Origin of the sequence: Faecalibacterium faecis, from assembly GCF_040096475.1 — a bacterium.
Classification (GTDB): domain Bacteria; phylum Bacillota; class Clostridia; order Oscillospirales; family Ruminococcaceae; genus Faecalibacterium; species Faecalibacterium taiwanense.
Genome location: NZ_JBBMEP010000028.1, coordinates 1 through 23,002 on the forward strand (window position 1 = coordinate 1; position 23,002 = coordinate 23,002).

Sequence of the window (23,002 nt, forward strand, 5' to 3'; positions counted from 1 at the left end):
GGAAAACAGTCGGCATAAGCATAAATCATTCCTCCAATCCCGGCGTTCGGGTCGGGGCAAAAAATCTGAAGCGTCCATTCAGAAGGGCTTTCCGGGGAGCCTAGCGGCTCTCCTTTTGCCCTTCCTCCTGAGCACGCCACTGTTATAGCACCGTTCATTAGCAGTGTCAATAGAAGAGTGCTAAAATTCATAAAAGAATAATACTTTTATAAAATCCTATGCAATCTTTTCGAAATTCAGTCGCATCATCGTGTTTTTATCATTTCTGCCGGTACATCGGCGTAGACAGATATTTCATGCCGTTGTCCGGGACGATGACCACGATGTTCTTTCCTTGATTCTCCGGTCTGCGGCCCACCTGCACCGCTGCGTGCAAAGCCGCTGCTGCCGATGTGCCCAGAAACAGTCCTTCCGCCCGCAGCACCTCATGGGCCGTTTCGTAGGCTTCCTCGGTGCGGACATTGATGCACGCATCGCTCCAGTCTGGCCGCAGATAGTCGGAAAGTGCGCTTTCCGGCACATCATACGCCGGCAAAACGCCATCTATGATCTGCGCATCCGGGTGCTCCGGGGTCAGGCGGGAGTCCGGATGGGGCTGCACCAGAACCACTTGCAGATTCGGGTTGCGGCTGCGCAGATAACTTGCTGTGCCAAAACCCGTGCCGCCGGTGCCCGCCATGCAGACCAGAATATCCACATGGCCTTCTGTATCATTCATTTCAACTCTTTGATTTCCGGGATGGATGCCGCTGCACCTTTGCGCTGCACGGCAATTCCGGCTGCTTTGGTAGCAAGCCGCATGGCGTCCTCTACTGAACTGCCGCTGCAAAGGCCCGCCAGAAAATAGCCGCTGTAAGTGTCCCCGGCAGCTGTAGTATCCACGGCCTGCACCTTTTCGCAGGGGACAAACAGCCGCCGCTCTGCATCCAGATAGTAGCTGCCCGCACTCCCGGCTGTCAGAAGCAGACGGGTCTGCGGGTATTTTTCGTGCAGCAGGGTCAAAACAGCGTCCGCTTCAAAGGTCTCGGTTCCGGCAAGGGCGCAGGCTTCCACCTCGTTGACACAGAGCACATCCACCAGTTCCATCGGGTAGGTCAAGATGCCGACATCGTAGGGTGCGGCATTGAAGAAAATGGAAAGCCCCTTTTTCTGTGCGGCCTGCATCAGGTACGGCAGATTGGAGATCTCATTTTGCAGCACCAGCCAGTCGCCTGGCGAAAAGGCTTTCAGCGTGTGGTCGATCTGCTCTGTGGTGATCTCCTGATTGGCACCGCCGTAGATCAGGATACAGTTTTCGCCGCGGCATACCTCAATGATGGCGTGGCCGGTGGCAGCAGCATCGTCCTTTATCAGATAATCTGTATGAATACCATTTTGTTTCAGGTAATCCACAAATGGTTGTCCATCTGCGCCGACACGACCCGCATGGTATACTGACAATCCAGCTCGTGCAAAGGCGATAGACTGGTTTGCGCCTTTCCCTCCAAAGCCCCGCTGCATGGACTTGGCTGCAAGGGTCTCTTTGGGCGCGAGAAAGTGCTCGACCTCATAGGTATAATCGTAGTTGAGGGAACCAAACGAAAGGATTTTCATGGTATATCTTTTTTACTCCATTCTCTGAATCACCGCACCCAGCCATCGGCACAGGGTATCGCCTGCCTGATTTGCGATCTCCAGCACGCGGGCGTGGCTATGCTTGACCGTCTGGATGCCGGTGGCCATGTTAGTGATGCAGCTGACGGCCAGTACCTTCATGCCCATGTAGTTGCAGACCATGGTTTCCGGCACGGTGCTCATGCCCACGGCATCGGCTCCCATCCCCGCAAAGGCGCGAATTTCAGCCGCCGTTTCATAGCAAGGACCCATAAAGCCCATGTAAACGCCCTCCTTGTAGGCAATGCCCAGTTTATCGGCGGTCTGCTTGGCAAGGTTCCGCAGTTCCAGACTATAAGGTTCGGTCATGTCCGGGAAGCGGGGGCCGAAGCGCTCATCGTTGGGGCCAATGATGGGGTTCGTGCCCATCATGTTGATGAAGTCGGTAATGAGCATCAGGGTGCCCGGCGCAAACTCCCGGTTGATGCCGCCGCAGGCGTTGGTCAACACCACCTTTTCCACGTCCAACAGCTTGAACACATAGAACGGGTAGCAGACTTCCTTCATGGAGTAGCCCTCATAGAAATGGAAGCGGCCTTCCATGGCGTAGACTTCCGTGTCCCCCAGCTTGCCAGCCAACAATGCGCCTTTGTGTCCTGCCACCGTGGATACCGGGAAGTTGGGGATATCCTTGTAGGACAGTTCTTCCGTGTCCGTAAAGTCCGCGGTCAGCTTGCCAAGGCCGGAGCCCAGCACCACCGCGATCTTCGGGCGCTTTTTCGTGTGCGTCTTGATATATTCCGCACTTTCCAGTGCCTTTTCATAAAGATGTTCCATACCGTTCTCTCCTTTTTTCCAAAAAATTCGATATACTCTCTGGGTTCAGTATATCGGATTTTTCAGGCCGTTGCAAGACGCCCTTCATCGAGTCTTATTAAAAACCAAGGAGCAGATACTTCACATCACGAGTGTGTTGTATCTGCTCCTTGGTTCTCCGAATGTCTTATCTCTGGCCGATGTTCCACCGAAACAGCTCATATCCTTCCCGGATATCCTCCGGCAGACGTTTCAAAGTCTCGTCCCGCAGTTCCTGCGGCATCCCGTAAAAAGCTTCGGCAATGCCGCCGGTGATGCAGGCAAGGGTGTCGCTGTCGCCGCCCAGAGAAACTGCATTGCGAAGTGCATCCTCAAAACTGACGCTTTCCAGAAAAGCAATGATGGCTTCCGGCACAGTTTCCTGACAGGTCTCCACATGATGATAAGTCGGCCGAATTTCATCGCAGGTACGGTTCAGGTCATAACCGAAGGTCTGCTCCACATATTGTTTGATTTCCGGCTTGCTGTGGCCGGTACGGGCCAGAAAAATTGCTGCCGCCGTGGCCTGCGCGCCTTTGATGCCCTCCGGGTGGTTGTGGGTGACTTCAGCGGTCACTTTTGCCATTTCCAGCGTTTTGTCCAGCGTATCGAACAGCCAGCCCGCTGCCGACACCCGCATAGCCGAGCCGTTGCCGAAACTACCATAGGGCTTCGGATTTTCTGCGTGCAGCCACCGGCGGAACATCCCGCCGTAACCGGCATGAGGGTATTTTTCTCCCCAATATTGCATCTCGCTCTTTGTTTCTTCAAATGTTCTCTCCGGGATGCCCTTACCTGCAATCAATCCCCGTGCCGCCGCAACGGTCATGACGGTATCATCGGTGAAGTGCGATTTCTCGCTCAGCAGCGGAAAATCCTTGTGCTTGTAATTGTTGTGGTCAAATTCATAGGGACTGCCCACGATGTCACCCAAAATTGCTCCTAACATGGCTGTTTCCTCCCTTACCTATGATGCCGCTTCTGGAAATCAGCTTCGATCTGCTCTTTCCACTCCGCACCGATGGACGCGCAGCAGGGTGCCTCCCGCATCCGGGAAACCGTCTCGCTGACAACGTGGTAGTTGACCGCCACGCCCTGTGCGTCATTCTCAAACCGCACAGCCCGGTCGGACGAGATGCCGAAGCGGGCAGCTTCCTTCACAGCGTCCATGTTGGCACCGAGGAACAGGAACTCCCAGCCGTATTGCTCTTTTTCCCGCTCGATCATCCGGCGGATCTTCTCATAGCCAAACCGCTTGCTGGCGTTTTCCAAGCCGTCCGTGGTAATAACAAAGATGACCTTTTCGGCGCGCTCACTCTCCGGCAGATGGCGCTGAATGTTCGCCATCTTCTCCACGCTGTAGCCAATGGCGTCCAGTAGCGCCGTACAGCCCCGGACGTAATAGTCCTTTTCGGTCAGCGGTGCAACAGCCTTCAGTGGGAAACGGTCGTGCAGCAGCTGCACCTCATGGTCGAACAGGATCGTGGTCACGTTGGCCTCGCCCTCCTGCTCCTTCTGCCGGGTCAGCATAGCATTGAACCCGCCGATGGTGTCCTGCTCCAGCCCGCCCATGGAACCGCTGCGGTCCAGAATGAAAACAAGCTCGGTAAGATTTTTCTTCATAATAAATGCCCTCCGTTTTGTGGTGTATCGCTTTCGTTGGCAAAAGGATACCACAAACCGGAGGGCAAAAGGTCAACGGGCAGGCGACAAATTACGCTCCCAGCTGTTCCTGATCGTATTCAAACAGCAGCGTATTGACCTGATTGATGTTATAGATTTTGTGTTCCAGGCAATACCGCACGATCCAGTCCCGCTTGGAGCCATCCGAAAAGGCATAGCCCGCACTCTTGAGCAGGTCGATGGTTTCATCTTCAGACAGGTGCAGGCCCACCGCAAAGGCCAGCACGGTTTTCTTTTTGGGGTTGTACTCGCGGTTGCACTGAATTTTGGAGAAATGCTGCCGGGAGATGTTGGACTGCTTGTACACGGTGGAGTCTTTCAGCCCCCGCTCGTCAATGAGCCGCAGCAGCCGGGTGGTGAAGCTCTCGCCCAGATTGTCCATCAGGCTTTCCAGACTGCGGGCTGTCCTGGGTGCCGCGGCGGGTGCCGGAACTGCCCCCAGCATTGGCAGTGCGGTATCTTCTTCCAGCTGCTTCCGCCGCTCTGCCAATTCCCTGCGCCGACGGCCAAATCCGTAGCTTTCATCGTTCTGTGCTACATAGTGGTCGTCAATGTACTCTTCCACCGAGGCGAACAGCTTCCGGCTCACGGCCAGCGAGCCCCGGTCGTAAAGCACCAGATACACGGTAAGGTCGTGCTCCATAACGTACTGCGTGATGGTGTCCACCGCAATGCGGAAGGCCTGTTCTTTGGGGTAGCCATAGTTTCCGCTGGACAGCAACGGGAAAGCCACGCTTTCGCAGTGGTACTCTGCGGCTAATTCCAATGCGGAGTGGTATGCACCGGCTAATTGTTCAGCTTCGCCGAACCCGCCGCCGTGCCACGCCGGGCAGACTGCATGGAAAACGTACTTTGCCGACAGCCCGAATGCCGGAGTACACACGGCTCTGCCCAAATCGCAGCGTCCGATGGCTTCGCAGGCGGCGGTCAGCTCCTGCTCCCCTGCCGCCTGATAGATGGCACGGCTGGTGCCGCTGCCCTGCAAAAGGTTCCGGTTGGCCGGGTTGACAATGGCATCCGCCGCCACTTTGGTGATGTCATTGCGGATCATCAGAAACGGCATGGTGGTTCCTCCCTCACATGGTTTTCTTCATCCTATCACATCCGGCGGGGCGGTGCAAGGGGTGCTCTTGTTTCCTGTCCGTGCAGCTATTATAATAATAGATACCGAAAGAAGGTGAGCTTCCTGCACGACATCTGGAATCCATGGCACGGCTGCGTCAAGTGCAGCGAGGGCTGCCAGAACTGCTACATGTATTTTCTCGACCGGATGCGGGACCAGAACGGAGCCGAGATCTACAAAACGAAAAGCGGCTTTTCCTACCCGCTCCAGAAAGACCGCACCGGACACTACAAAATCCAGAGTGGTGAGCAGATCCGGGTCTGCATGACCTCGGATTTCTTCTTGGAAGAAGCCGACCCGTGGCGGGCTGAGGCGTGGGACATCATGCGCCAACGCAGCGATGTGGTGTTTTTTCTGCTCACCAAACGGCCGCAGCGGGTACGGGAGTGCCTGCCGCCGGACTGGGGCAGCGGTTGGGACAACATCTTTTTCAACGTCACCTGTGAAAATCAGCGCCGCGCCGATGAGCGCATTCCCATCCTGTTTGACCTGCCCTTCAAGCACAAGGGCATTATGTGCGCGCCCTTCATCGGACCAGTAAGCATCCGGCAGTACCTTACCGCCGGGCAGATCGAGCAGGTCATCTGCGGCGGCGAAAACTACGATGGTGCCCGCCCCTGCAATTTTGATTGGGTCAAGTCTCTCCGGCAGGAATGCGTGGATGCCAACGTGACCTTCTGCTTTATCGAGACTGGCACTGTGTTCATCAAAGACGGTAAACGCTACCACCTGCCCAGCAAGCAGCTGCAAAGCCGGATGGCTTATAAATCCGGCATGAACTATCAGGGCAGGCCCATTCATTTTGACCTCGTGGACGACTGGGGTTACCCCATCCCGCAGGAAGATCTCTATGTGCCTCATTTCCGCGCAAACTGCGAGACCTGCGGCAGCAAGTTGATCTGCAACGGCTGCAGCGATTGCGGAAAATGCTTATAAAATAAAGGAGTTCTATGAAGAACCAGAAGAAAAAATCGTTTCCCCTCAGAGTGTTCCTCTGCCTGCTGGCTGTTTTGCTGGCCGTCTGCGTTGCGTTCGGCGTTTACGTCAGCGACTACTACCACACAGACCCCGCCGCCGAGGATGCACTGGCGGCGTGGATGAATCTTCAATAAAAAGCAAAATATCCCGACCATTTTCCTGTATGTCACAGGAGAATGGCCGGGACTATTTTTATTATTCCGCGAACCAGCACTCAATACAAATGGAACTTATGGCTGATCTGGTGTGCAATTTCATCCGGCAGCGGGCGGAAACCGATGCAGGTCAGGGTCATGCCTTCTCCGTTTTCATCAAATTCTTCCGGCTCCAGCTCGGTGTGGCAGGCATCCCGGATGAGGAAGAAGTCTTTGTTTTCCACCAGTCCCAATTCCTCGGCAATTGTTTTTGCTTTCAGCAGTTGATTTCGATTCTTGGCCCCACATACGGTCTTGGTAAACGAACCATCGAACCATTCTTCATAGGTTGCTTTCTCCAACATGATTTCTGCCCGATAGCCGGTAATTTCTCCGTCTTTCTCGATGGGTTCCACGCCCTGTCCCATACCGATGGGGTCGGTGAGGAATGCCAGCGAAGCATGGCAGCACTGCGCCGCCAGCTTACCGGGAGACATCTGCAGGTCTTTTCGGGCAATGATGAGTTGACGCATTTTTTCTCCTTCTTACGACAGCTTGATCTTCAAATCTGCCAGCAGATTCACCGCTTCCGGCAGGGAAAATTTCGCATCCTTCAGGCGGCTGCCCAGAATGTCCACCTTATAGCCTGTAGCATCCCGGAAATCCGCCTTGCGCAGATCACACTGGTAGAACTCCGTTTCGTGAAGTTCTACACCCTTGAAATTTGCCAGCTGCATCTCGCATTTGGCAAACATGGAGCCGACAATTTCGTTGCCGTCCGAAAAGTCGAAGCGGTTAAAGTTCATTTCGGTGAAGGTGTTATATTTCAGACTGCACTCTTTCAGCGTGTGAATGGGGTCTGGGAAGGCACCGTTGGACATCAGCGGTGCCCACTCAATTTCATTCAGGCGGCAGTCCTCAAAATCCAGCGACTGCACCGAGGAATGAGTGCTGCGCAGACCTGTGATCTCACACCGCACGAATTTGCACTCATTCAGCGTGGTATGATCCAGTTCGCATTTGGTAAAGGAGCAATCCACAAACACGCAGTCGGTAAAGTCGCAATCCTCAAAAGCCTCCTCGGTGAACGACAGGTCAGCAAACCGTTCACCTTCACAATAACGCTCTGTCATAAAATTCTCCTGTCAGCGCAGTTCTTCCAACAAGGCCGTGCAGCCTTCCAGCACATCCTGCCAGGTAGCCTCAAAATCCCCGGTATACCACGGGTCGGCCACATCGCCGGGGCGGCGGGTATGATCCATCAGCAGAGACACTTTATGCTCCGGGTCGCCGCCCACAAAGCGCGCCATATTGCGCAGGTTGTTGTGATCCATGGCAATCAGATAATCGTAGGTTTCGTAATCCCTCCGGGTCATCTGCCGGGCGGTTTTACCCTCGCAGGAGATGCCGTGCTCGGCCAGCTTCCGCCGGGCGGGCGGATAGACCGGGTTGCCGATCTCCTCGGTGCTGGTGGCGGCGGATGCGATTTCAAATTTATCAGAAAGCCCGGCTTTGTCCACCAGATCTTTCATCACAAACTCGGCCATTGGGCTGCGGCAAATGTTGCCATGGCAGATGAAAAGCACTTTCGTCATGTCAAAATATTTCCTTATACCGTATCATTTTGAATTTTGCACACATGCGTGCAAAATTCAGTTCTGCTTCAAGAACTCCCGCAGCACATCCTCTGGGCGGGGTGTATGGTTCGGGTACTTTTCCCGCAGCGGTGCGGCGGCACCATCCATAATGTAGGGCACACCCACAATGTCCAGCATCGACACATCGTTATAATTGTCGCCAAAAGCCATCACATCGGCAAGGGCGATGTCCAGAGTCTTGCAGATGCTGCTCACACCGATGCCCTTGTTAGCAAAGGTGGTGTCGATCCAGTACGGCCCTGCCACAGCGCAGTTCGCCTCTTTCCATCGTGGGACAAACCGTTCCGTGTAAGATTCTACACCTTCGTGCAGATACACCGATACTTTTGTGATCTCCTCCGGCACCTCGGAAGGGTCATGGATGATTTGATAATTGTTCCCGATGAACTGAATACGCTTGAGCATTCCCAGACCCCGCTCCATCAGGTATGCAGTATTCTGGCCGGAAAGCATTACCTCGCCCTGCCCGTCGCTGCGGGTCCACAGGTCGTTGGCGATTTCTTCGGCCAGCGCGCGCGGCATCGGATTCTTGGCAATGCACTGCTCGTCCTTATAAATCACACCGCCGTTTTCGCAGAGAAACACACAGCAGTCCGCCACCGGTGCAAAGAGCTTGCGCAGGCTGGTATACTGCCGGCCGGATGCCGGGCAGAACAAAATACCGCGCCGATGCAGCTCCCGTATCTGTTCAAAGATCTCGCCTTCCAGCTCTTTCCTGCCGTATTGCAGCAGCGTACCGTCAATATCGCTGCAAATCAGTCTGATTGACATTTTCCGTCCTCATTTTTCAAGATAATTTTAGGCAATTCCCCGGCATCCAGAACACGGATGCCTTCGTCCATCAGCATCTTGGCAAAAACACCCTGTCCGGGAATCTTTGTCCCGGAAAACGTTCCGTCGTAAATTTCCTTCACGCCGCAGCTGGGGCTGCGGGATTGCAGGATAGCAAGCTCCACCCCATTTTCTTTTGCGATGGCAAGGGCCTTGGCTGCGCCCGCTCGGAACTCCCGGTCCACATTGATGCCCTCTTTGTTCGTGACAACGCCCTGCACGATTTCCGCCGGGCACCGCGGTGTGGGCAGGCCGCCCAGCACCTCCGGGCAGACCGGAACCACCTGATGCCCCCGCGCAAAATCGCAAACCGCCTGATTGTAATTGTTTCCGCCGCTGTATTTGCAGTTTTCGCCCAGCAGGCAGGCGCTGACCAGAATCTTCATTGTTGCGCGCTCCGTTTTTCAGATACTGAATCTTTTACCTATTCTACCACGCTTTTGGGCCTTGAAAAAGAGGATTTTGCTTTTCCTATCCCCATACCGGGAGGTCCGCCGTAATCTTTTCTAATTCCTGTGCAAGAAACGTCAGTCTTTCCCTCAGATGGTTGTTATGCGGTGCATCTCCGTTCAGCAGATAGTCCGTTCTGACATTCAGGCAGGACGAAAGATCCTGCAGCAACTCAATCGAGCAGCAGCGGCTTCCCGTTTCAACTTTTGCAAGATGGTTCGCACTAATGTTCAGCATTATACTCAGCTGTTCCTGCGTAATTCCTTGCTTTTTCCGCAAATCGCGGATTCAAATTCGACTTTATTTCACAAAAGCGAATTTGCTCATAAATTACCACAGAGTATTTTTTCCGTCAAGTCCTTTTTTGCGGCGGAACGTGACAAATTCGCACAACAAACTCACAAGAATGAATATCTGCACTCGAATTACATATATTTCACTATAAACTCGTTTCAAAAACATCAATATGTCTTAGTTTGCAGCGCAACCATATCAAATTTTCTACGTTTTTCACAGGTCTCATTTTCACGATTCCACGCAAAAAATTGAACGCTATCAGCGTTCAACAAACGCATATAGTGTGCCTGCTCATTTTATCCATCCCATTTATACACAGTTCCGAACCAAAAGAACCGCATAAAGTTCTCATCAAAAAACAGGGAGTGACATCAAATCACTCCCCGTTTGCATTGATTGTATCAGAGTTTCGTCATCCAGAGCCCATGCAGATTGCAGTATGCGTAAACGGCCACCGGCTTTTCACTTCCCAGTTCAAACACCGCGTTGGGAGCCTGCCCCGGATTCAGATAGCGGATCTGCCCGCCGTTCTCAGTCTCCAAAAAAATCCACTGAATATAGTGAACATCCGCCATGGGGTGCTCCACCGCGCCCACTGTGACCGTGAGACAACTGCCGGAAAGCTCTGCCACCGGCAAATGCTTCTCGCCGCTGGCTTCCACCGTGTTGGGAACCAGTTCTTTCATTTTCTCCCCGCAGCAGACCAGCGGAACGCCTGCGTTATGGATGGTAGTGACGAGGTTGCCGCAGTGATTGCAGATGTAAAACTTTGCCTTCATATCGAAATCCTCCATCGGAATGTTATCGGTGTGTTTCTTGTGTCTATATGATAACATTTCCTATTTACGATTTCTGTGACTGAATCACGCAAAGCGTTTTTGGGCTCACTTGCAATAAATCTCAATGGCTTTCTGCGCAAATTCTGCGGCACCGGCACCACCGGCAGCATTGATGTTTTCCGTAAATGCTCCGCCTGCCTCATACATCTGCCCCAGCTGATTCAGGATTACCTTGGAACAGTTATAGTAGTGCTCTGTGATAAACTCCTGCAGCTTCTTCACCTGTGCCTGCACTTCAGAGTCCGCCGGGTCTTTGCTCTGCATCCCGCCGAATGCCGCCACGATGTCCATCAATTGACTGCTCATGTCCTTAACCTCTTTCTCGGTCTTATGGGCAGTTTTTTCCTCAAACTCTTTGTATTCCGGCGTTTCGCCCCATTCCTTTTTGGCCTGCTCGGTATACTTCTTGATCTTCTGCGTATCAAATGCGGTAAAGTCCATAACCATTCCTCCTGTGGATCGAATTTTCTGCGCAAGGCCGATCAGATCTTCAAGATGCTGCTTTTTCAATGTCAGAAGTGTGATCTGCTGTTCCAGTGCTTTCTGCCGGTCAAAAGCAGAATTCTCCACGATTTTCTGGATGTCCTTCAGCGGAAATTCCAGTTCCCGGAACAATAAGATCTGCTGCAAACGTTCCAGCGCGGCATCGTCATACAGCCGATAGCCTGCTTCGGTACGGCCCGCCGCGCGCAGCAGACCGATTTTATCGTAATATTGCAGGGTCCGGATGCTCACTCCGGTCCGCTTGCTCACTTCGTTCACTGTCATCATCTTGCTGTCCTCCCTTGCGACAGCCACAGTATACGCTATGACGCTGCGTCAGGGTCAAGAGGTTTTCTGAAAAATTTTTCACCCTTCCCTCTGCTCCACGATTTCCAAGCTGTCACGCCCCACACGGCAGAGCAGAAACAGCACCCGCACACCTGCGGCCTTTGCTTCGGCCAGTGCCGTACCAAACTCCGGCTGTGTGCTGACATTTGGCCGCACCTCGGTGATGCCTTCCATCTGAATCACGAAAGCCACTGCGCACCGATACCCTGCCTGCTGTGCCTGCGCCAGCTCGTGCAGGTGCTTCACGCCGCGCTCGGTAGGTGCATCCGGGAAATAGCCGATACCGTCCACTTCCAGTGTGCAGCCTTTGACTTCCATCAGATACTTTTGCTCGCCCTTTTCCATATAAAAGTCGATGCGGGACTTCCCATAGGTGAATTCCGGCTTGATATAGTCGTAGCCCTGTTTTGCAAGCCACTCTCCTACTACCTTGTTGGGTGCCTGACTGTCCATATTGACCCAGCCGAGGCCCTGCTTGTGTACCGCCACAAGGTCGTATTTTGTTTTGCGTTTCGGGTTGTCTGACACTTCCAGCCGCACCGCAGTACCGGGCAGCAGCAGTTCCCTGCACCGCCCGGTGTTCTTGACATGGACGGTTTCCACTGCTCCATTCACTTCCACATGGGCAATAAAGCGGTTGGGACGGTCAACAAAAATGCCATCTGCGATTTCTCTGTATTTCAATCTTTACTCCATTTTCAGTACAGGATTCGGGAGCCATGCCCATCCTGTTTACCAAGATACAGTTCCACGACCATCCTGCCGCTTTCACTGTTGCAGAGTTCTTGCCTGATACACCCGCTCCGTCCGGGCATCAAAGCAGCAGAAAATCACCTGCATGGCGTAATCCGCGTGATCTTCCAGCCACTGCGCCACTGTTTTGACTGCAATCTCCGTGGCATCTTCCAGCGGGTAGCCATACACGCCGGTCGAAATTGCCGGGAACGCAATGCTATGGACATCATGCTCTTTGGCAAGGTTCAGCGAATTGCGGTAGCAGTCCGCCAGCTGCGCGGCATCCTCTGCTGTGCCGGAATAAATCGGGCCTACCGTATGAATGATATACTTTGCTCTCAACCGGTAGCCCTTGGTGATTTTTGCTTCGCCGGTGCGGCAGCCGTGCAGCGTGCGACACTCCGCCAACAGTTCCGGCCCTGCTGCCCGGTGGATGGCACCATCCACACCACCGCCACCTAACAGACTGCGGTTGGCCGCATTTACGATGCAGTCACAGTCCAGTTTAGTAATGTCACCCTGCACCACTTGAATTTGATTTTTGACTTTTTCGGAAATCATTGTAAACACCTCACTTTTTGAGCAGCTCCAGCGCCTTGTCCATGGGCACACAATCGGCATAGCGGTCCGGCCAGAGGAATTCATTGTAATAGTGGTAGCTCTGCTCCCCTGTCATGTACTCGTTGTCCTGCGTGGAATTTGCATAGGCAGGAACGATCATGTGCAGGCCATGCTCAAAGCCCGCCTCCACCGTTGCATTGATGCAGAAGTCGGTCATGATGCCGCAGACCATCACATCTTTTTCGCCCTTTTCCGTCAGATATTCCAGCAGACCACTTTCTTTTTTGAACGCACTGCATACAGTCTTGACGAACCGTTTTTCAGTCAGCAGTGGCGCAAACCCGGAATAGGCCTCGAATTCATCGTCCCCGATGGAGAAACCGGTGCCGGGCCCATCGTCATGCTGGACATAGACGACCTCGATTCCCTGTTCGCGGGCAGTCCGGATCAATTCCCTGATGTTGCTGACAAACTTTTCAAACGCATACAGGCGTTCATCCACGATACCTTTCTGTGTATCCACAACCAGTAAAACCATGTGTAAGCCCTCCTGTTTTTCTTTGATTTCATGCTACCATAGACCGCCGTTTTCTACAAGCAGATTCGAAAAATCCCCACAGGGAAAACCTGTGTTTCACCTGCAGGGATTGATTCAGCCATCCAAGACGATCAGGATCAGCACCACGACCACTGCAATAGCGATCAGGCAGCCGCACCCGCTGCCGTCCCCGCCGCCACCGCCATTGTTGTTGTGGTTTCCGCCACCACCACCGCCGCCAGACGAACCGCCGAAGTTGCGGTTGAACGCCGTCATGTACTGGGCATAGCCCGTATCACCTTTGCTGAAGTAACCATAATCACCGTTTGACATTGTTTTGTCTTCCTCAGAAATATATTTTTTCCCTTCTGAGGTTCATTTTATCGAAAGTGATGTCCAACAAGCATCTCTTTCAAAACATTTTATGCAAAAATCTTTGAAAGCCATGGAAATAACGGTTTCTTAAAAGTGATACCAAAGAACTTCTGCGCCTCCTCCAGATTCATCATCAGGCAGTCTCTGGACTTACGTACTTCCAATGTCTCTGGCAATTCTTTCAAAATTCTGTCGGCCTCATATGTCGCACCCGCATTATAGCAGAGTTCATTTGTTCGGGGATAAATTTCAAATGAATCCTTGCTGGTTTTCCATCTCTAGAGCAAAGATTTGAGATCGTTGGAAAAGTTTTGAACTAAAAAGATGGGAGGGATTTTCGTGGATACGATCAAGCGTGTTCAGGATTTGATGCAAGTGCGTGATATGAATCTATGTGTATTGGCAAAGAAATGCGGAATATCGTACTCCACGATTCAAACCACCGCCCGTCGGGGAGGGCAGTTAAGCGTAGAGACGATTGAAAGAATTTGTCAGGGTTTAGGAATTACATTAAAAGACTTCTTCGATTCCTCTTACTTGTAAACATGACAGCAAAAAAAATCCCTGGCATCCTTCTTGGAAGGAATGCCGGGGAGGCGTTCAATGTTTTATGGGCTCAGTTGTCCGGTATCAGCCGCTGACGAAGTACTTATCAGTGCAGCTCCGGCCAGTAAGCCTTGTTGGCAACGATCATATCGTCCAAGATCTTCTTGGCGACCAGCAGGCTGGGCACGGTCTTGGACAGAGTAAAGGCCATCAGTGCCTTCTCGTAGGAGTGCTCCACAGCGGCATCCACGATCAGCTTCTCCACAGCCTCCTGCTGCTCGATCAGACCCTTGTAGAAGGTGGGAATCTCGCCCACACGCACGGGTTCCGGGCCGCGGTCGGTGATATAAGCGGGAATCTCCACCATGGCGTCGGAGGGCAGGTTCTCCACAGCGCCGTTGTTCTCCACCATGACCAGATAGCGCTTGCGCAGGTCGAAGGCAAGGCTCATGGCAACGTCCACGATGAACTCGCCGTGCACACCGCCGAAGAACTTGGTCAGGTCTACGTCCTTACCGGCACGATAATCTGCCACAGCATCAAAGATGCGCTTCTCGCGGCCTTCCATGACCTCGTTGGCACGGGTGTGGTTGGGATCGCTGCTCTTTACAACTTCATCGCCCAGCAGGTAGTACTGCATATAGGTGTTGGGCAGATAGTCATGGAAAGCAGAGCAGATGTTCTTGGCGTTTGCGTAGGTGTGCAGCCAAGACGGATCGCTGTGCAGCACATCGCTCTTGGCGTTCTGGGGCATATAGCCGTGCTCTGCTACATAGCTCTTGAGCTTCTCGGTCACATCCTCGCCGTTCAGGCGCACCTTGGTGAACCAGCCGAAGTGGTTCAGACCAAAGTAGTCCACTTCCAGATCATGACGGTCGCACTCCAGAATCTCGGCCATGTTGCGCTCGATGGCAACCGGCATATCGCAGATGTTCAGGATACGAGCCTTCGGGCGCAGACGGAAGGTTGCCTTTGCCACGATGGCAGCGGGGTTGGAGTAGTTGACGATCCAGTAGGTGGGCTTTGCGTACTTTTCGCAGTAATCGATCAGCTCCACCATGGGGTAGATAGTACGCAGGCCGTAAGCCAGACCGCCGGGGCCGCAGGTCTCCTGACCCACAACGCCGTACTTCAGCGGGATCTTCTCGTCCTGCTCACGCATAGCGTACAGGCCGACACGCATCTGTGCAAAGATGAAGTCGGCATCGGTCATGGCAACTTCCGGGTCGGTGGTCAGGGTCAGCTTCAGTTCCGGGTCGAACATTTCCACCACATGGCGGACGATGACACCCACAGCCTCCTGACGCTCTGCGTTGTTATCGTAGAGCACCAGCTCATTCAGCTTGAAGCGATCCTTCTGCACCAGCAGGCTCTTGACGATGCCGGGGGTATAAGTGCTGCCGCCGCCGGCGATGACCAGTTTGAACGTTTTCATAAGGCAAGCCTCCTATTATAATGTTTTTTGTATGATGAATAAAAGCGGATATCTTATTCTGCGCGGCCAAGGTAGCTGTCCACGATGGCACGCATCTTTCCCACTTTGGGGCCGTAAATGATCTGGATGTTGTTGCCCTTTACCACAAGACCTGCGGAGCCGGTGGGCTTGAACCACTCCTTGTCCTTGACCAGAGCGGCATCCTTGACCTGCACTCGCAGACGGGTCATGCAGTTATCGGTGTTCAGGATGTTCTCTGCACCGCCCAGTCCTTCCACGATATGGGCTGCGGTCTGTGCATCGTTTGCGCTGGCAGCAGTCTTTTCGGCTGCGCCGCTGCGGATCTGTTGCTTGACAGCAGCTGCGTTTGCAGCAAGGTCGGTGACTTCTTCGCCGTCCTCACGGCCGGGGGTCTTGAGGTTCATCTTCACGATGAGGAAGCGGAAAACGAGGTACATTACCACGATCTCCACCAGACCCACCAGCACATACAGCGGCCAGCGGGTGCGACCGATACCGGCAGGCAGGTTCAACACCAGAAAATCAATGATGCCGTTGGTGGCGCAGACCCGGATGCCCACAAGGTAAACGATCATCTGGAACAGACCGTCCAGAACCGAGTACACCAGCCACAGCGCGGGAGCTGCAAACAGGAAGGTGAATTCCAGCGGCTCGGTCACGCCCACCAGACAGGCGGTAAGGGTAGCCGGGATGATCTGTGCCTTGGTGGCAGCCTTCTTCTCCTTTTTGGCGGTGGAGATGAAAGCCATTGCCACGCCGATCACGCCGAAGGTCTTCATCAGACCGTAGGTCAGAAAACGTGCGGAATCCCGCATCATTGCCACGCTGGGGTCACTGAGCAGGGCAAGGAACACAGGCTTTGCGCCAACGATCTGCTCACCGCCGATGATCATGCTGTCGCCCAGTGCGGAGTAGAGGAAGGGCGACCAGACCAGATGATGCAGACCCGTGGGGATCAGCACGCGGTTCAAGAAGCCGTACAGGAACACACCGAACGCGCCTGCACTTGCCATGACACCGGTCAGGGCGTTGATACCCGCCGCAGCCACAGGCCAGACGTAGCTGGCAACCACCGCCATGACCAGAACGATGGGCAGCAGCACCACAAAGACGAACTTGCTGTTGCCGTACATGGCCATGGCACCTTCAAACTCGGTGTCGATGAAGCGGTTGTGGACCAGCGCCACCACCACGCCAAGGATCATGCCCAGAAATACGCCCATGTCAGTAACGTGATAGCCGAGGCAGATGGTCTGACCGGTGCCGTACAAAGCGCTTGCCGTATCACCGGCGATGGTCAGTCCTGCCACATCCAGCCAGCGGGAATTGGCTGCCAGCCAGACCAGATAGCTGACCAGTGCCAGAAATGCCGCATCTGCCTTGCGCTTTTTGGCAAGGCTCATTGCGATGCCCACGCAGAACAGGATACCCAGATTGCCAATGACTGCTCCAACGCCGCCATTGATGAATTTGCCGAGGGTCCAGACAACACCGCCCTCTGTCACCAGTGCCGTGTTGCTCATGACCGAAGAAATCGCCTGCAGCATACCCGCAATGGGCAGGAACAGAACGGGGCCCATCAGAGCTCTGGAAAAGCTCTGCATCGCATCCATAACTTTTTGTTTCATTGGTGTTCTCCTAACGTTCCATGAATCTCTCTTTTCAAATTGTCTCTTCGTTTCGGGGGTGCACCTTACCGTTTCGATGGCTTGATTATATCACTCTGCACAAAAAAATCTACCGAATTGGACTTTTTTTGAACTTGTTCGCAAAAGCTGAAACATGTTTCGCTTTCATGTTGGATACATCGAAATGTTTATTGACAAAATACGCGATTCAGCGTATACTTTATGGAATCAAGCCGTTCTTTGATTCGAAAATCGGAGTAAAATATGAAACACGACCTTTATAAACTGGCAGATCAGCACCATCTGAATGCCAACGAGCAGCAGCTTTTGCAGGCGGTGCTGGAAACCGCAAAAAACGGCGGTCAGTGCAGCGTGCGAGAGTTTGCAGCGCAGAATTATACCTCCCCCGCGGCCGTGATCCGGCTGAGCAAAAAGATGGGCTATACCGGCTACACCGATATGATCTACCGCATCGGTTTTCTGATCCAGAACGAGATCGACAACAAAAACCACGCCTCCGACATCACCGCCTTTATCGGGGGTATCCCAGAAGAAAAAATACACCGCTTTGTGGAGCTGCTCCACGCCAACCGGCAAAAGCCCATCCTTGTGACAGGCACCGGGTTCTGTGCCCCTTTGCAGGAATTTATGGTGCGGAAGCTGCTGGTTCTGGGCTACTGCGCCATCGGCTCCAACAGCTATGAGGTCTACGAAAGCGGTGCACTGAATGCCGGGCTGGTCATTGCCATCAGCAAGAGTGGAAAGACTGGCACCATCCTGAAGCCGGTACAGGATTCCTTTGCACAGCACCGGAGCATCATTGCCTTTGTGGGTGCCGACAATTCTCCCATCGCCCGCTGTGCAGACCCTGCCTTTGTGCTGCTGGACGACAAGATGCTGGACGACCGGAACCTTACCGCCAACTATTTCTATGCGCGCGTGCTTATCACCTTTGAATATCTCATGGATCTTGTTCTGGAGAAGGACGAGCATCCGAACGGAAAAGAAGGGCAGTGAGCGGTTTTCACGCCTGAGAATACATTTTCTTCTCCGCATTCATCAGAAAAGCCGCCCCGGCTAGACCCGGAGCGGCTTTTTCAGGTGCAGATATAATTAGAAGAGAAGGAAAACGTTGTAATCAGATGCCTGCGGCAGCGTTCTGACCGGCAAGGCGGCCGAAGGTGGCACTGCGGCCTGCGGCGGCACCTGCCATCAGGCTGGGATAGCTGCCGGAGAAGTAGTTGCCGCTCATGTCACCAATGACATACAGACCGGGAATGGCCTTGAAGTCCTGATCAATGGCGTGCATATTGTCGTCGATCTGGATGCCGTCGATGGTGCAGATCAGATAGCCGCCGGCCTGACGGACGCCGTAGAAGGGTGCCTCGCTCAGGGTGGAGAGGCGGTAGTTCTCCTTGCCGTAGTCCTCATCCTCGCCCTTGGCGGCCAGCTCATTGTAATGGTCCACCGTAGCGGTAAAGGTCTCCTTCGGCAGACCCAGCTTGTCGGCCAGCTCCTCGATGGTGTCGGCCTCCACGATGTAGCCCTGATCCTGCAGGTCGGCGTTCATTGCCTGCACATAGTCCATGGGGAACACCGGGTTGGTGCCGTTGACATGGGGATACAGACGGCTGCAGCCATGGGTGGCGAAGTGCTCGCAGTCCTCGGCATACTTGCTGTCCCACACGGTGCAGTAGGTGTGGTAGGGCTGGCTGGCGGCAGCGTGCAGCACCAAATCGTAGGGCATATACTCGTTCATAAAGCGTTCACCCTTCAGGTTCACCTTCAAGAACGGCTGGCTGCCCATCCAGAAGAGGGCACCATCGCTGGCCTTGCCGTACTCGCCGGTCTGGTCCGGCTTGATGGCACCACGGTCGAAGATCATGGAGGTGTGGGTGGTGTCCATGATGGCACCAGCCCACAGGCACGCCTTGATGCCGTCGCCCTTTGCGCCGGGCTTGGAGTAGTTGACGCAGGTCTGCTCCACGCTCTGGGGCTGCAGGGCGTTCATCATGGTCTCGTTTCCGCTGTAGCCGCCGCAGGCGAGGATCACGCCCTTGGAAGCGTTGTAGCGCACATATTCATCGTTGGCATTCTTGGCGATGAGGCCGGTGACGCGGTCTCCGTCCTTTTCCAGCTTGACCATGGTGATCTCGTACTGCACTTCAAGGCCGTCTGCCTCAGCGTGCTTCAGCACGGCATCCATGGTCAGCTGCTCGCTGTATTCTTCGCCATACTGGGTGCTGTGGCCGACATCCAGAACCTCGTAATTGTCACCCTCGTGCTTTTCGTCGATCTCGTGGCGGAAGTCGATACCGCTTTCGGCCAGAACATCCGTGAACCAGTCCATGGTCTCGCCGCTCTTATCGGCCCAGACCTGTGCCAGACTGCGGCGGGTGTATCCCTGACTCCAGTTGCACAGGTAGCACACGGCGTCCTTCTTGCTCACGTCGTCGCCGTCCTCCTGCTGCTGCTTGGAGCCGCAGGCTGCCAGCGTATCCCGGATGCCGCTGGCCATATCGTGACCAAACTTCTCGATGAGGATGGTCTTGGCACCAGCCTCGGCGGCAGCGGCGGCAGCAAAGCTACCGGAAGAACCGGCGCCCACCACCAGAACCTCGCAGTCCACGGTCTGCTTGATATCGCTCTCGGCGATCTCCGGTGCCTCACCCAGCCAGTCGGCGGTAGAGGAGGTTTCCTCGGTGGACTGCTGTGCAGGGTTGATGGCACCGCCGCTGGCCTGCTGGATGCAGTCTGCCACAGCGTTCTGCACGGCCTTGCTGGTGACGGTTGCACCGGTCACGCCGTCGATCTGGCTGGTCTGGGCGTTCATGATCTGCTCGATCAGCTTGTCCTTGGCAGCGCCACCGATGCTCTCGGTCTCGCCGGAGAGGTCCAGCTCCACCTTGGTGATGGTGTTGGCATCAAAGGTGACCGTGGCGGTGATCTCGCTCATGCCCTTGGCAGTAGCGGTGTAGGTGCCGGGGGTGTAGATACCGGCTGCACTGGAAGCGCCAGAGGAGCCACTGGCTGCATTGCAGGCAGCCAGACCGGCAGCGGTCACGCCGCTCATGGCAGCAGCTGCTGCGATCTTCAGAAATCCTTTACGGGAGATCTTTTCCATAATAATTCCTTCCTTTTCTTGCTATATCCTTCGCATCGACAAAAATCTATTGCCGTTCTTGTTAAAAGTATCACATTTACAAACAAAGAAAAAGAAGATATAATATCCTTATAAGTATCAAGTAAAACTTGCGTTTTGTAAAAAGGAGCACATCATGACCATCCAGCAGCTGCGCTATTTTCTGGCACTGTGCGAAGATTTGAATTACACCCACACCGCCGGGCGGATGTATCTGTCCCGGCAGGCCTTGCGGCTGAGCATTGCTGCACTGGAAGAAGAGCTTTGCGGCAAGCTGTTTGTCAACAACCGCAATCATCTGGCTCTTACTGAAAAGGGTGAGCGGTTCCGGGCACAGGCTGCGCCGGTGGTGCAGCAATTCAATGCCCTGTGCCAGCAAGCTTATCAGGACATCCAGTCTGCACCACTGCGGCTGGGCATCAGCGTGGCACTGGTTCCGGACTATCTGCCCAATCTGGGGGAGGTGCTGGAAGCATTCCGGCAGCAGTACCCCGGCATCCCCTTGGAGCTTACTTCCCTGTCCAACGATGAAGTGCCGGTGCAACTGCAACGGGGCGCACTGGATGCCGGGCTGGTGATGGACCTGGGCGGCTGTGCTGCGGGGCTTGCACGCACCGCCCTTTCACAGCATACCGCCGCCGTCATGGTCTGCCGCAGCAGCCCTTTCTGGGAGCGAACGCATATTACACCGGCAGAGCTGGACGGGCAGACCCTGCTGGTGCCCGGCTTTGCCCCGGATGCCCTGGCACCGCTGTGGCAGGCACTGCGGGAGAGCAGTGCACACCCACAGCTGGAGCTGGTCGAGCAATTTTATCAGGTACTCTACCGCACGCAGGAGCAGAATTGTGTATCTCTGAACCGTTTCGAGAAATCTTCCAGCAACCAGATGTCCAATGTCCGGGATGTAATATTAGACGGTCTGCCGCCTATTTGTGCCGGATTCCTCCGTCCCCAAAAACAACACAACGCCTGTGCGGAGCTATTGTGCCGCTTTTTGCAGGAGAGGTTGAAGTTTTAAAAAAGAGTGACAGCATTTCGCTTTGAACACTGCCACTCTTTTTTGTATTATGAATAACATCAAAACGACCACGTTTTTCTTATCATCCTTCATCAGCGCGAGCGATGGTTGATTATTTTATCAGCTTAATCCAGAGAGTGACCGCATTACAAGGTCAATATCCTGATTTTCCAGTTCCCGAATGATGTGCAGGTAGGTTTTCTGCGTTGTTGTCATGCTGGAATGCCCCAGCCGCCTTGCCACGCTTGCAATAGATACACCTGCAAACAGAAGCACCGAAGCGTGGGTATGCCGCAGACCATGTACCGAGATAACCGGGATCTTGGCCTGGTTGCAGTGCCGTTCCAGAACATTCAGCTTCATGAATCGGCTGCGCACGACCTCCGCGGGCTTGTCATCCCCTGCCACCCGCAGCATTCTGCGTTTCGAAGAGCAGGTATCCACCAGAAGATTCACGATTTGATGGATGGTGTCCTCCTCATCCGGGCAGGCCCGGAGCAGCAAGTCCACCTCCAACGACTGCATAAAATACGCTTCCAGCCGTGTGCGCTCATCCGATTCGTCCTCCGCGTCGGAAGAGAAAGGATCAGGTTCACTCCCCTCGGTTTTATTCCACTCAGTCTTATTTCCTCGTGATTTTGCCGTTTCCTGCTGCGCTGAATCCGTGGCACCGGAACCGTTCTTTTCACGATTCCGGAAACGCGGGTCTGCAAAGTTTTTGACGTAAATCAGATTGGGTTTTCCCAGCCCGCGCCGTTTGCGCTCAATCAGACCAAACTTTTCCAATTCCCGGAACAGTTTGGTAGCCTTGTTGTCTGCGCAGCCCAGTGCATCCATCACTTCCTGCACAGGAAAAATGATATACACCCTTCCCTGCTCATCCAGCCATCCGTTTTTCACCGACAGCCCCATGCGGTCCAACAGGATGCCGTACAGCGTTTTGGCATCAGTGGACAGGTCCTTGAATTTTATGTCCCGGAATAAAATTTTGGGCACCCGGAAATACGAGAACATCTCGCCCGACTGCCCATAGAAATAGTCAAACATCCTGACTTCCTCGCTTGTTCTGCCTTGTCACATCCTTGACACCTCCGTTCGTAGTATGATGAAATATGTATGACTATCGTTATTTTTCTTTACAAAGATGGCCTGCCATGCTACAATAGCCGCATCTACGGCCACCGGACAACAGGAAAGGAGTATCTCATGGCCAAAACTGCCGACACCATTGCCATCTATTCCCGCAAATCCCGCTACACCGGCAAGGGCGAAAGTATCGGAAATCAGATCGACCTCTGCCGCGAATATATCCACACTCACTACGGCGATGCCGCCGCGGAACATGCCGTTGTCTTTGAGGACGAGGGCTTTTCCGGCGGCAACCTGAACCGCCCGGATTTCAAAAAGATGATGACTGCGGCCAAGGACCGGAAATTCAAGGCCATTGTGGTCTACCGTCTGGACCGCATCAGCCGCAACATCAGCGACTTTTCCAGTCTGATTGAAGAACTGGGACGGCTGGGCATCAAAACAAAAACCGGGCGTTCGTTCACCCGGTTTTCCATCAAGTTTATTTTGCAGAATCCTGTCCACCTGATTGCATACAAGGACGCTTATCAGCATTTTGTGGACAACGAAGCAGCGTTGTTCTCCCCGGAGTCCGGAAAAAAGGCAAGCCCTCCTTCATAAATTACAGTAACCGTTTATGATACTATGGGGAGGGGTCGGCAT

Annotated in this window: 27 protein-coding genes and 1 pseudogene; 6 read left to right on the top strand and 22 right to left on the bottom strand. The window is 53.9% G+C overall.

Features of this window, described 5'->3' with window-relative positions:
• Nucleotides 1-259: 259 nt before the first annotated feature.
• The 6 genes from WMO17_RS11925 to WMO17_RS11950 form a co-directional block, all read right to left on the bottom strand.
• Entirely contained in the window at nt 260-718 is a 459-nt protein-coding gene (locus WMO17_RS11925; protein ID WP_015563803.1) for a pyridoxal-phosphate dependent enzyme, read from the bottom strand.
• Nucleotides 715-1,593, bottom strand: a complete 879-nt coding sequence (locus WMO17_RS11930) for a ribokinase (protein ID WP_120080755.1) — start codon at nt 1,591-1,593, stop codon at nt 715-717. Before WMO17_RS11930 ends, WMO17_RS11925 begins: the two co-directional genes overlap by 4 nt.
• Before the next feature lie 12 nt (nt 1,594-1,605).
• Nucleotides 1,606-2,430: a purine-nucleoside phosphorylase gene (locus WMO17_RS11935; protein ID WP_337679694.1), complete on the bottom strand. Its 825-nt coding sequence runs from the start codon at nt 2,428-2,430 to the stop codon at nt 1,606-1,608.
• A 166-nt stretch (nt 2,431-2,596) separates the two neighbouring features.
• Nucleotides 2,597-3,397 carry an ADP-ribosylglycohydrolase family protein gene (locus WMO17_RS11940; RefSeq protein WP_337679696.1) on the bottom strand — a complete coding sequence of 267 codons (801 nt, stop codon included), beginning with the start codon at nt 3,395-3,397 and terminating at the stop codon, nt 2,597-2,599.
• Nucleotides 3,398-3,411: 14 nt separating this feature from the next.
• The gene (locus WMO17_RS11945; protein WP_349138198.1) at nt 3,412-4,071 is read right to left on the bottom strand and encodes a vWA domain-containing protein; all 660 of its coding nucleotides are present in this window, start codon (nt 4,069-4,071) and stop codon (nt 3,412-3,414) included.
• Between the two features lie 91 nt (nt 4,072-4,162).
• Nucleotides 4,163-5,194, bottom strand: coding sequence for a macro domain-containing protein (locus WMO17_RS11950; protein WP_349138199.1), 1,032 nt, complete (start codon nt 5,192-5,194; stop codon nt 4,163-4,165).
• A 114-nt stretch (nt 5,195-5,308) separates the two neighbouring features.
• On the opposite strand from WMO17_RS11950, the gene WMO17_RS11955 reads away from it, so the two are divergent.
• Entirely contained in the window at nt 5,309-6,190 is an 882-nt protein-coding gene (locus WMO17_RS11955) for a DUF5131 family protein (RefSeq protein WP_349138200.1), read from the top strand.
• A 14-nt stretch (nt 6,191-6,204) separates the two neighbouring features.
• The gene (locus WMO17_RS11960) at nt 6,205-6,366 is read left to right on the top strand and encodes a hypothetical protein (protein ID WP_207698323.1); all 162 of its coding nucleotides are present in this window, start codon (nt 6,205-6,207) and stop codon (nt 6,364-6,366) included.
• Nucleotides 6,367-6,446: 80 nt separating this feature from the next.
• Here WMO17_RS11960 and WMO17_RS11965 read toward each other — a convergent pair whose 3' ends face one another.
• From WMO17_RS11965 to WMO17_RS12020, 12 genes are all read right to left on the bottom strand, one after another.
• Nucleotides 6,447-6,899, bottom strand: coding sequence for an aminoacyl-tRNA hydrolase (locus WMO17_RS11965; protein ID WP_005921358.1), 453 nt, complete (start codon nt 6,897-6,899; stop codon nt 6,447-6,449).
• Between the two features lie 12 nt (nt 6,900-6,911).
• Entirely contained in the window at nt 6,912-7,499 is a 588-nt protein-coding gene (locus WMO17_RS11970) for a pentapeptide repeat-containing protein (protein WP_097779531.1), read from the bottom strand.
• 12 nt (nt 7,500-7,511) lie between these two features.
• Nucleotides 7,512-7,961 carry a low molecular weight protein-tyrosine-phosphatase gene (locus WMO17_RS11975; protein WP_349138201.1) on the bottom strand — a complete coding sequence of 150 codons (450 nt, stop codon included), beginning with the start codon at nt 7,959-7,961 and terminating at the stop codon, nt 7,512-7,514.
• A 57-nt stretch (nt 7,962-8,018) separates the two neighbouring features.
• A complete protein-coding gene (locus WMO17_RS11980; RefSeq protein WP_349138202.1) occupies nt 8,019-8,795 on the bottom strand; it encodes an HAD hydrolase family protein in 777 nt (258 codons plus the stop codon).
• Nucleotides 8,780-9,241: a 2-thiouracil desulfurase family protein gene (locus WMO17_RS11985; RefSeq protein ID WP_005921352.1), complete on the bottom strand. Its 462-nt coding sequence runs from the start codon at nt 9,239-9,241 to the stop codon at nt 8,780-8,782. The genes WMO17_RS11980 and WMO17_RS11985 overlap by 16 nt, the downstream gene beginning before the upstream one ends.
• 85 nt (nt 9,242-9,326) lie before the next feature.
• A complete protein-coding gene (locus WMO17_RS11990; RefSeq protein WP_275539406.1) occupies nt 9,327-9,584 on the bottom strand; it encodes a helix-turn-helix domain-containing protein in 258 nt (85 codons plus the stop codon).
• 419 nt (nt 9,585-10,003) lie between these two features.
• Nucleotides 10,004-10,381 carry a desulfoferrodoxin family protein gene (locus WMO17_RS11995; protein ID WP_294648806.1) on the bottom strand — a complete coding sequence of 126 codons (378 nt, stop codon included), beginning with the start codon at nt 10,379-10,381 and terminating at the stop codon, nt 10,004-10,006.
• Between the two features lie 105 nt (nt 10,382-10,486).
• Entirely contained in the window at nt 10,487-11,212 is a 726-nt protein-coding gene (locus WMO17_RS12000) for a MerR family transcriptional regulator (RefSeq protein ID WP_349138204.1), read from the bottom strand.
• Between the two features lie 78 nt (nt 11,213-11,290).
• Entirely contained in the window at nt 11,291-11,956 is a 666-nt protein-coding gene (gene sfsA / locus WMO17_RS12005) for a DNA/RNA nuclease SfsA (protein ID WP_349138205.1), read from the bottom strand.
• Between the two features lie 84 nt (nt 11,957-12,040).
• A complete protein-coding gene (locus WMO17_RS12010; protein ID WP_349138206.1) occupies nt 12,041-12,568 on the bottom strand; it encodes an O-acetyl-ADP-ribose deacetylase in 528 nt (175 codons plus the stop codon).
• A gap of 10 nt (nt 12,569-12,578) precedes the next feature.
• Nucleotides 12,579-13,106, bottom strand: a complete 528-nt coding sequence (locus tag WMO17_RS12015; RefSeq protein WP_349138207.1) for an isochorismatase family protein — start codon at nt 13,104-13,106, stop codon at nt 12,579-12,581.
• A 114-nt stretch (nt 13,107-13,220) separates the two neighbouring features.
• On the bottom strand, nt 13,221-13,439 hold the full coding sequence (locus WMO17_RS12020; RefSeq protein WP_349138209.1) for an HFLK protein: 219 nt from the start codon (nt 13,437-13,439) through the stop codon (nt 13,221-13,223).
• Nucleotides 13,440-13,820: 381 nt separating this feature from the next.
• On the opposite strand from WMO17_RS12020, the gene WMO17_RS12025 reads away from it, so the two are divergent.
• A complete protein-coding gene (locus WMO17_RS12025) occupies nt 13,821-14,024 on the top strand; it encodes a helix-turn-helix domain-containing protein (protein WP_223383275.1) in 204 nt (67 codons plus the stop codon).
• A gap of 109 nt (nt 14,025-14,133) precedes the next feature.
• On the opposite strand, the gene WMO17_RS12030 is transcribed toward WMO17_RS12025, so the two are convergent.
• Nucleotides 14,134-15,462: a 6-phospho-alpha-glucosidase gene (locus WMO17_RS12030; protein WP_120080779.1), complete on the bottom strand. Its 1,329-nt coding sequence runs from the start codon at nt 15,460-15,462 to the stop codon at nt 14,134-14,136.
• 53 nt (nt 15,463-15,515) lie between these two features.
• Nucleotides 15,516-17,111 (bottom strand): PTS transporter subunit EIIC, encoded by a 1,596-nt coding sequence (locus tag WMO17_RS12035; protein ID WP_120080781.1) that lies wholly within the window; start codon nt 17,109-17,111, stop codon nt 15,516-15,518.
• Nucleotides 17,112-17,375: 264 nt separating this feature from the next.
• Between WMO17_RS12035 and WMO17_RS12040 the strand changes: the two genes are divergently transcribed.
• Nucleotides 17,376-18,128, top strand: a complete 753-nt coding sequence (locus WMO17_RS12040) for a MurR/RpiR family transcriptional regulator (protein WP_294648810.1) — start codon at nt 17,376-17,378, stop codon at nt 18,126-18,128.
• A 121-nt stretch (nt 18,129-18,249) separates the two neighbouring features.
• On the opposite strand, the gene WMO17_RS12045 is transcribed toward WMO17_RS12040, so the two are convergent.
• Nucleotides 18,250-20,235 carry an FAD-dependent oxidoreductase gene (locus tag WMO17_RS12045; RefSeq protein WP_349138211.1) on the bottom strand — a complete coding sequence of 662 codons (1,986 nt, stop codon included), beginning with the start codon at nt 20,233-20,235 and terminating at the stop codon, nt 18,250-18,252.
• A 154-nt stretch (nt 20,236-20,389) separates the two neighbouring features.
• On the opposite strand from WMO17_RS12045, the gene WMO17_RS12050 reads away from it, so the two are divergent.
• Nucleotides 20,390-21,271, top strand: a complete 882-nt coding sequence (locus WMO17_RS12050; RefSeq protein WP_294648814.1) for a LysR family transcriptional regulator — start codon at nt 20,390-20,392, stop codon at nt 21,269-21,271.
• Between the two features lie 120 nt (nt 21,272-21,391).
• Here the strand turns inward: WMO17_RS12050 and WMO17_RS12055 are convergent, their stop codons facing one another.
• Entirely contained in the window at nt 21,392-22,318 is a 927-nt protein-coding gene (locus WMO17_RS12055) for a replication initiator protein A (protein WP_349138212.1), read from the bottom strand.
• A gap of 159 nt (nt 22,319-22,477) precedes the next feature.
• On the opposite strand from WMO17_RS12055, the pseudogene WMO17_RS12060 reads away from it, so the two are divergent.
• Nucleotides 22,478-22,798: pseudogene (locus WMO17_RS12060) on the top strand (recombinase family protein); the annotation flags it as partial.
• Nucleotides 22,799-23,002: the final 204 nt, after the last annotated feature.

Excerpts from the sequence above, each read along its gene's own strand:
- WMO17_RS11995 (WP_294648806.1), bottom strand. The coding sequence starts at position 10,381 with ATGAAGGCAAAGTTTTACATCTGCAATCACTGCGGCAACCTCGTCACT.
- WMO17_RS11970 (WP_097779531.1), bottom strand. The coding sequence starts at position 7,499 with ATGACAGAGCGTTATTGTGAAGGTGAACGGTTTGCTGACCTGTCGTTC.
- WMO17_RS12055 (WP_349138212.1), bottom strand. The coding sequence starts at position 22,318 with ATGTTTGACTATTTCTATGGGCAGTCGGGCGAGATGTTCTCGTATTTC.
- WMO17_RS11965 (WP_005921358.1), bottom strand. The coding sequence starts at position 6,899 with ATGCGTCAACTCATCATTGCCCGAAAAGACCTGCAGATGTCTCCCGGT.
- WMO17_RS12030 (WP_120080779.1), bottom strand. The coding sequence starts at position 15,462 with ATGAAAACGTTCAAACTGGTCATCGCCGGCGGCGGCAGCACTTATACC.
- WMO17_RS11930 (WP_120080755.1), bottom strand. The coding sequence starts at position 1,593 with ATGAAAATCCTTTCGTTTGGTTCCCTCAACTACGATTATACCTATGAG.
- WMO17_RS11985 (WP_005921352.1), bottom strand. The coding sequence starts at position 9,241 with ATGAAGATTCTGGTCAGCGCCTGCCTGCTGGGCGAAAACTGCAAATAC.
- WMO17_RS11935 (WP_337679694.1), bottom strand. The coding sequence starts at position 2,430 with ATGGAACATCTTTATGAAAAGGCACTGGAAAGTGCGGAATATATCAAG.
- WMO17_RS11960 (WP_207698323.1), top strand. The coding sequence starts at position 6,205 with ATGAAGAACCAGAAGAAAAAATCGTTTCCCCTCAGAGTGTTCCTCTGC.
- WMO17_RS11940 (WP_337679696.1), bottom strand. The coding sequence starts at position 3,397 with ATGTTAGGAGCAATTTTGGGTGACATCGTGGGCAGTCCCTATGAATTT.
- WMO17_RS12020 (WP_349138209.1), bottom strand. The coding sequence starts at position 13,439 with ATGTCAAACGGTGATTATGGTTACTTCAGCAAAGGTGATACGGGCTAT.
- WMO17_RS11950 (WP_349138199.1), bottom strand. The coding sequence starts at position 5,194 with ATGCCGTTTCTGATGATCCGCAATGACATCACCAAAGTGGCGGCGGAT.
- WMO17_RS11925 (WP_015563803.1), bottom strand. The coding sequence starts at position 718 with ATGAATGATACAGAAGGCCATGTGGATATTCTGGTCTGCATGGCGGGC.
- WMO17_RS12010 (WP_349138206.1), bottom strand. The coding sequence starts at position 12,568 with ATGATTTCCGAAAAAGTCAAAAATCAAATTCAAGTGGTGCAGGGTGAC.
- WMO17_RS11975 (WP_349138201.1), bottom strand. The coding sequence starts at position 7,961 with ATGACGAAAGTGCTTTTCATCTGCCATGGCAACATTTGCCGCAGCCCA.
- WMO17_RS11980 (WP_349138202.1), bottom strand. The coding sequence starts at position 8,795 with ATGTCAATCAGACTGATTTGCAGCGATATTGACGGTACGCTGCTGCAA.
- WMO17_RS12000 (WP_349138204.1), bottom strand. The coding sequence starts at position 11,212 with ATGATGACAGTGAACGAAGTGAGCAAGCGGACCGGAGTGAGCATCCGG.
- WMO17_RS12040 (WP_294648810.1), top strand. The coding sequence starts at position 17,376 with ATGAAACACGACCTTTATAAACTGGCAGATCAGCACCATCTGAATGCC.
- WMO17_RS12035 (WP_120080781.1), bottom strand. The coding sequence starts at position 17,111 with ATGAAACAAAAAGTTATGGATGCGATGCAGAGCTTTTCCAGAGCTCTG.
- WMO17_RS12050 (WP_294648814.1), top strand. The coding sequence starts at position 20,390 with ATGACCATCCAGCAGCTGCGCTATTTTCTGGCACTGTGCGAAGATTTG.
- WMO17_RS11945 (WP_349138198.1), bottom strand. The coding sequence starts at position 4,071 with ATGAAGAAAAATCTTACCGAGCTTGTTTTCATTCTGGACCGCAGCGGT.
- WMO17_RS12015 (WP_349138207.1), bottom strand. The coding sequence starts at position 13,106 with ATGGTTTTACTGGTTGTGGATACACAGAAAGGTATCGTGGATGAACGC.
- WMO17_RS12045 (WP_349138211.1), bottom strand. The coding sequence starts at position 20,235 with ATGGAAAAGATCTCCCGTAAAGGATTTCTGAAGATCGCAGCAGCTGCT.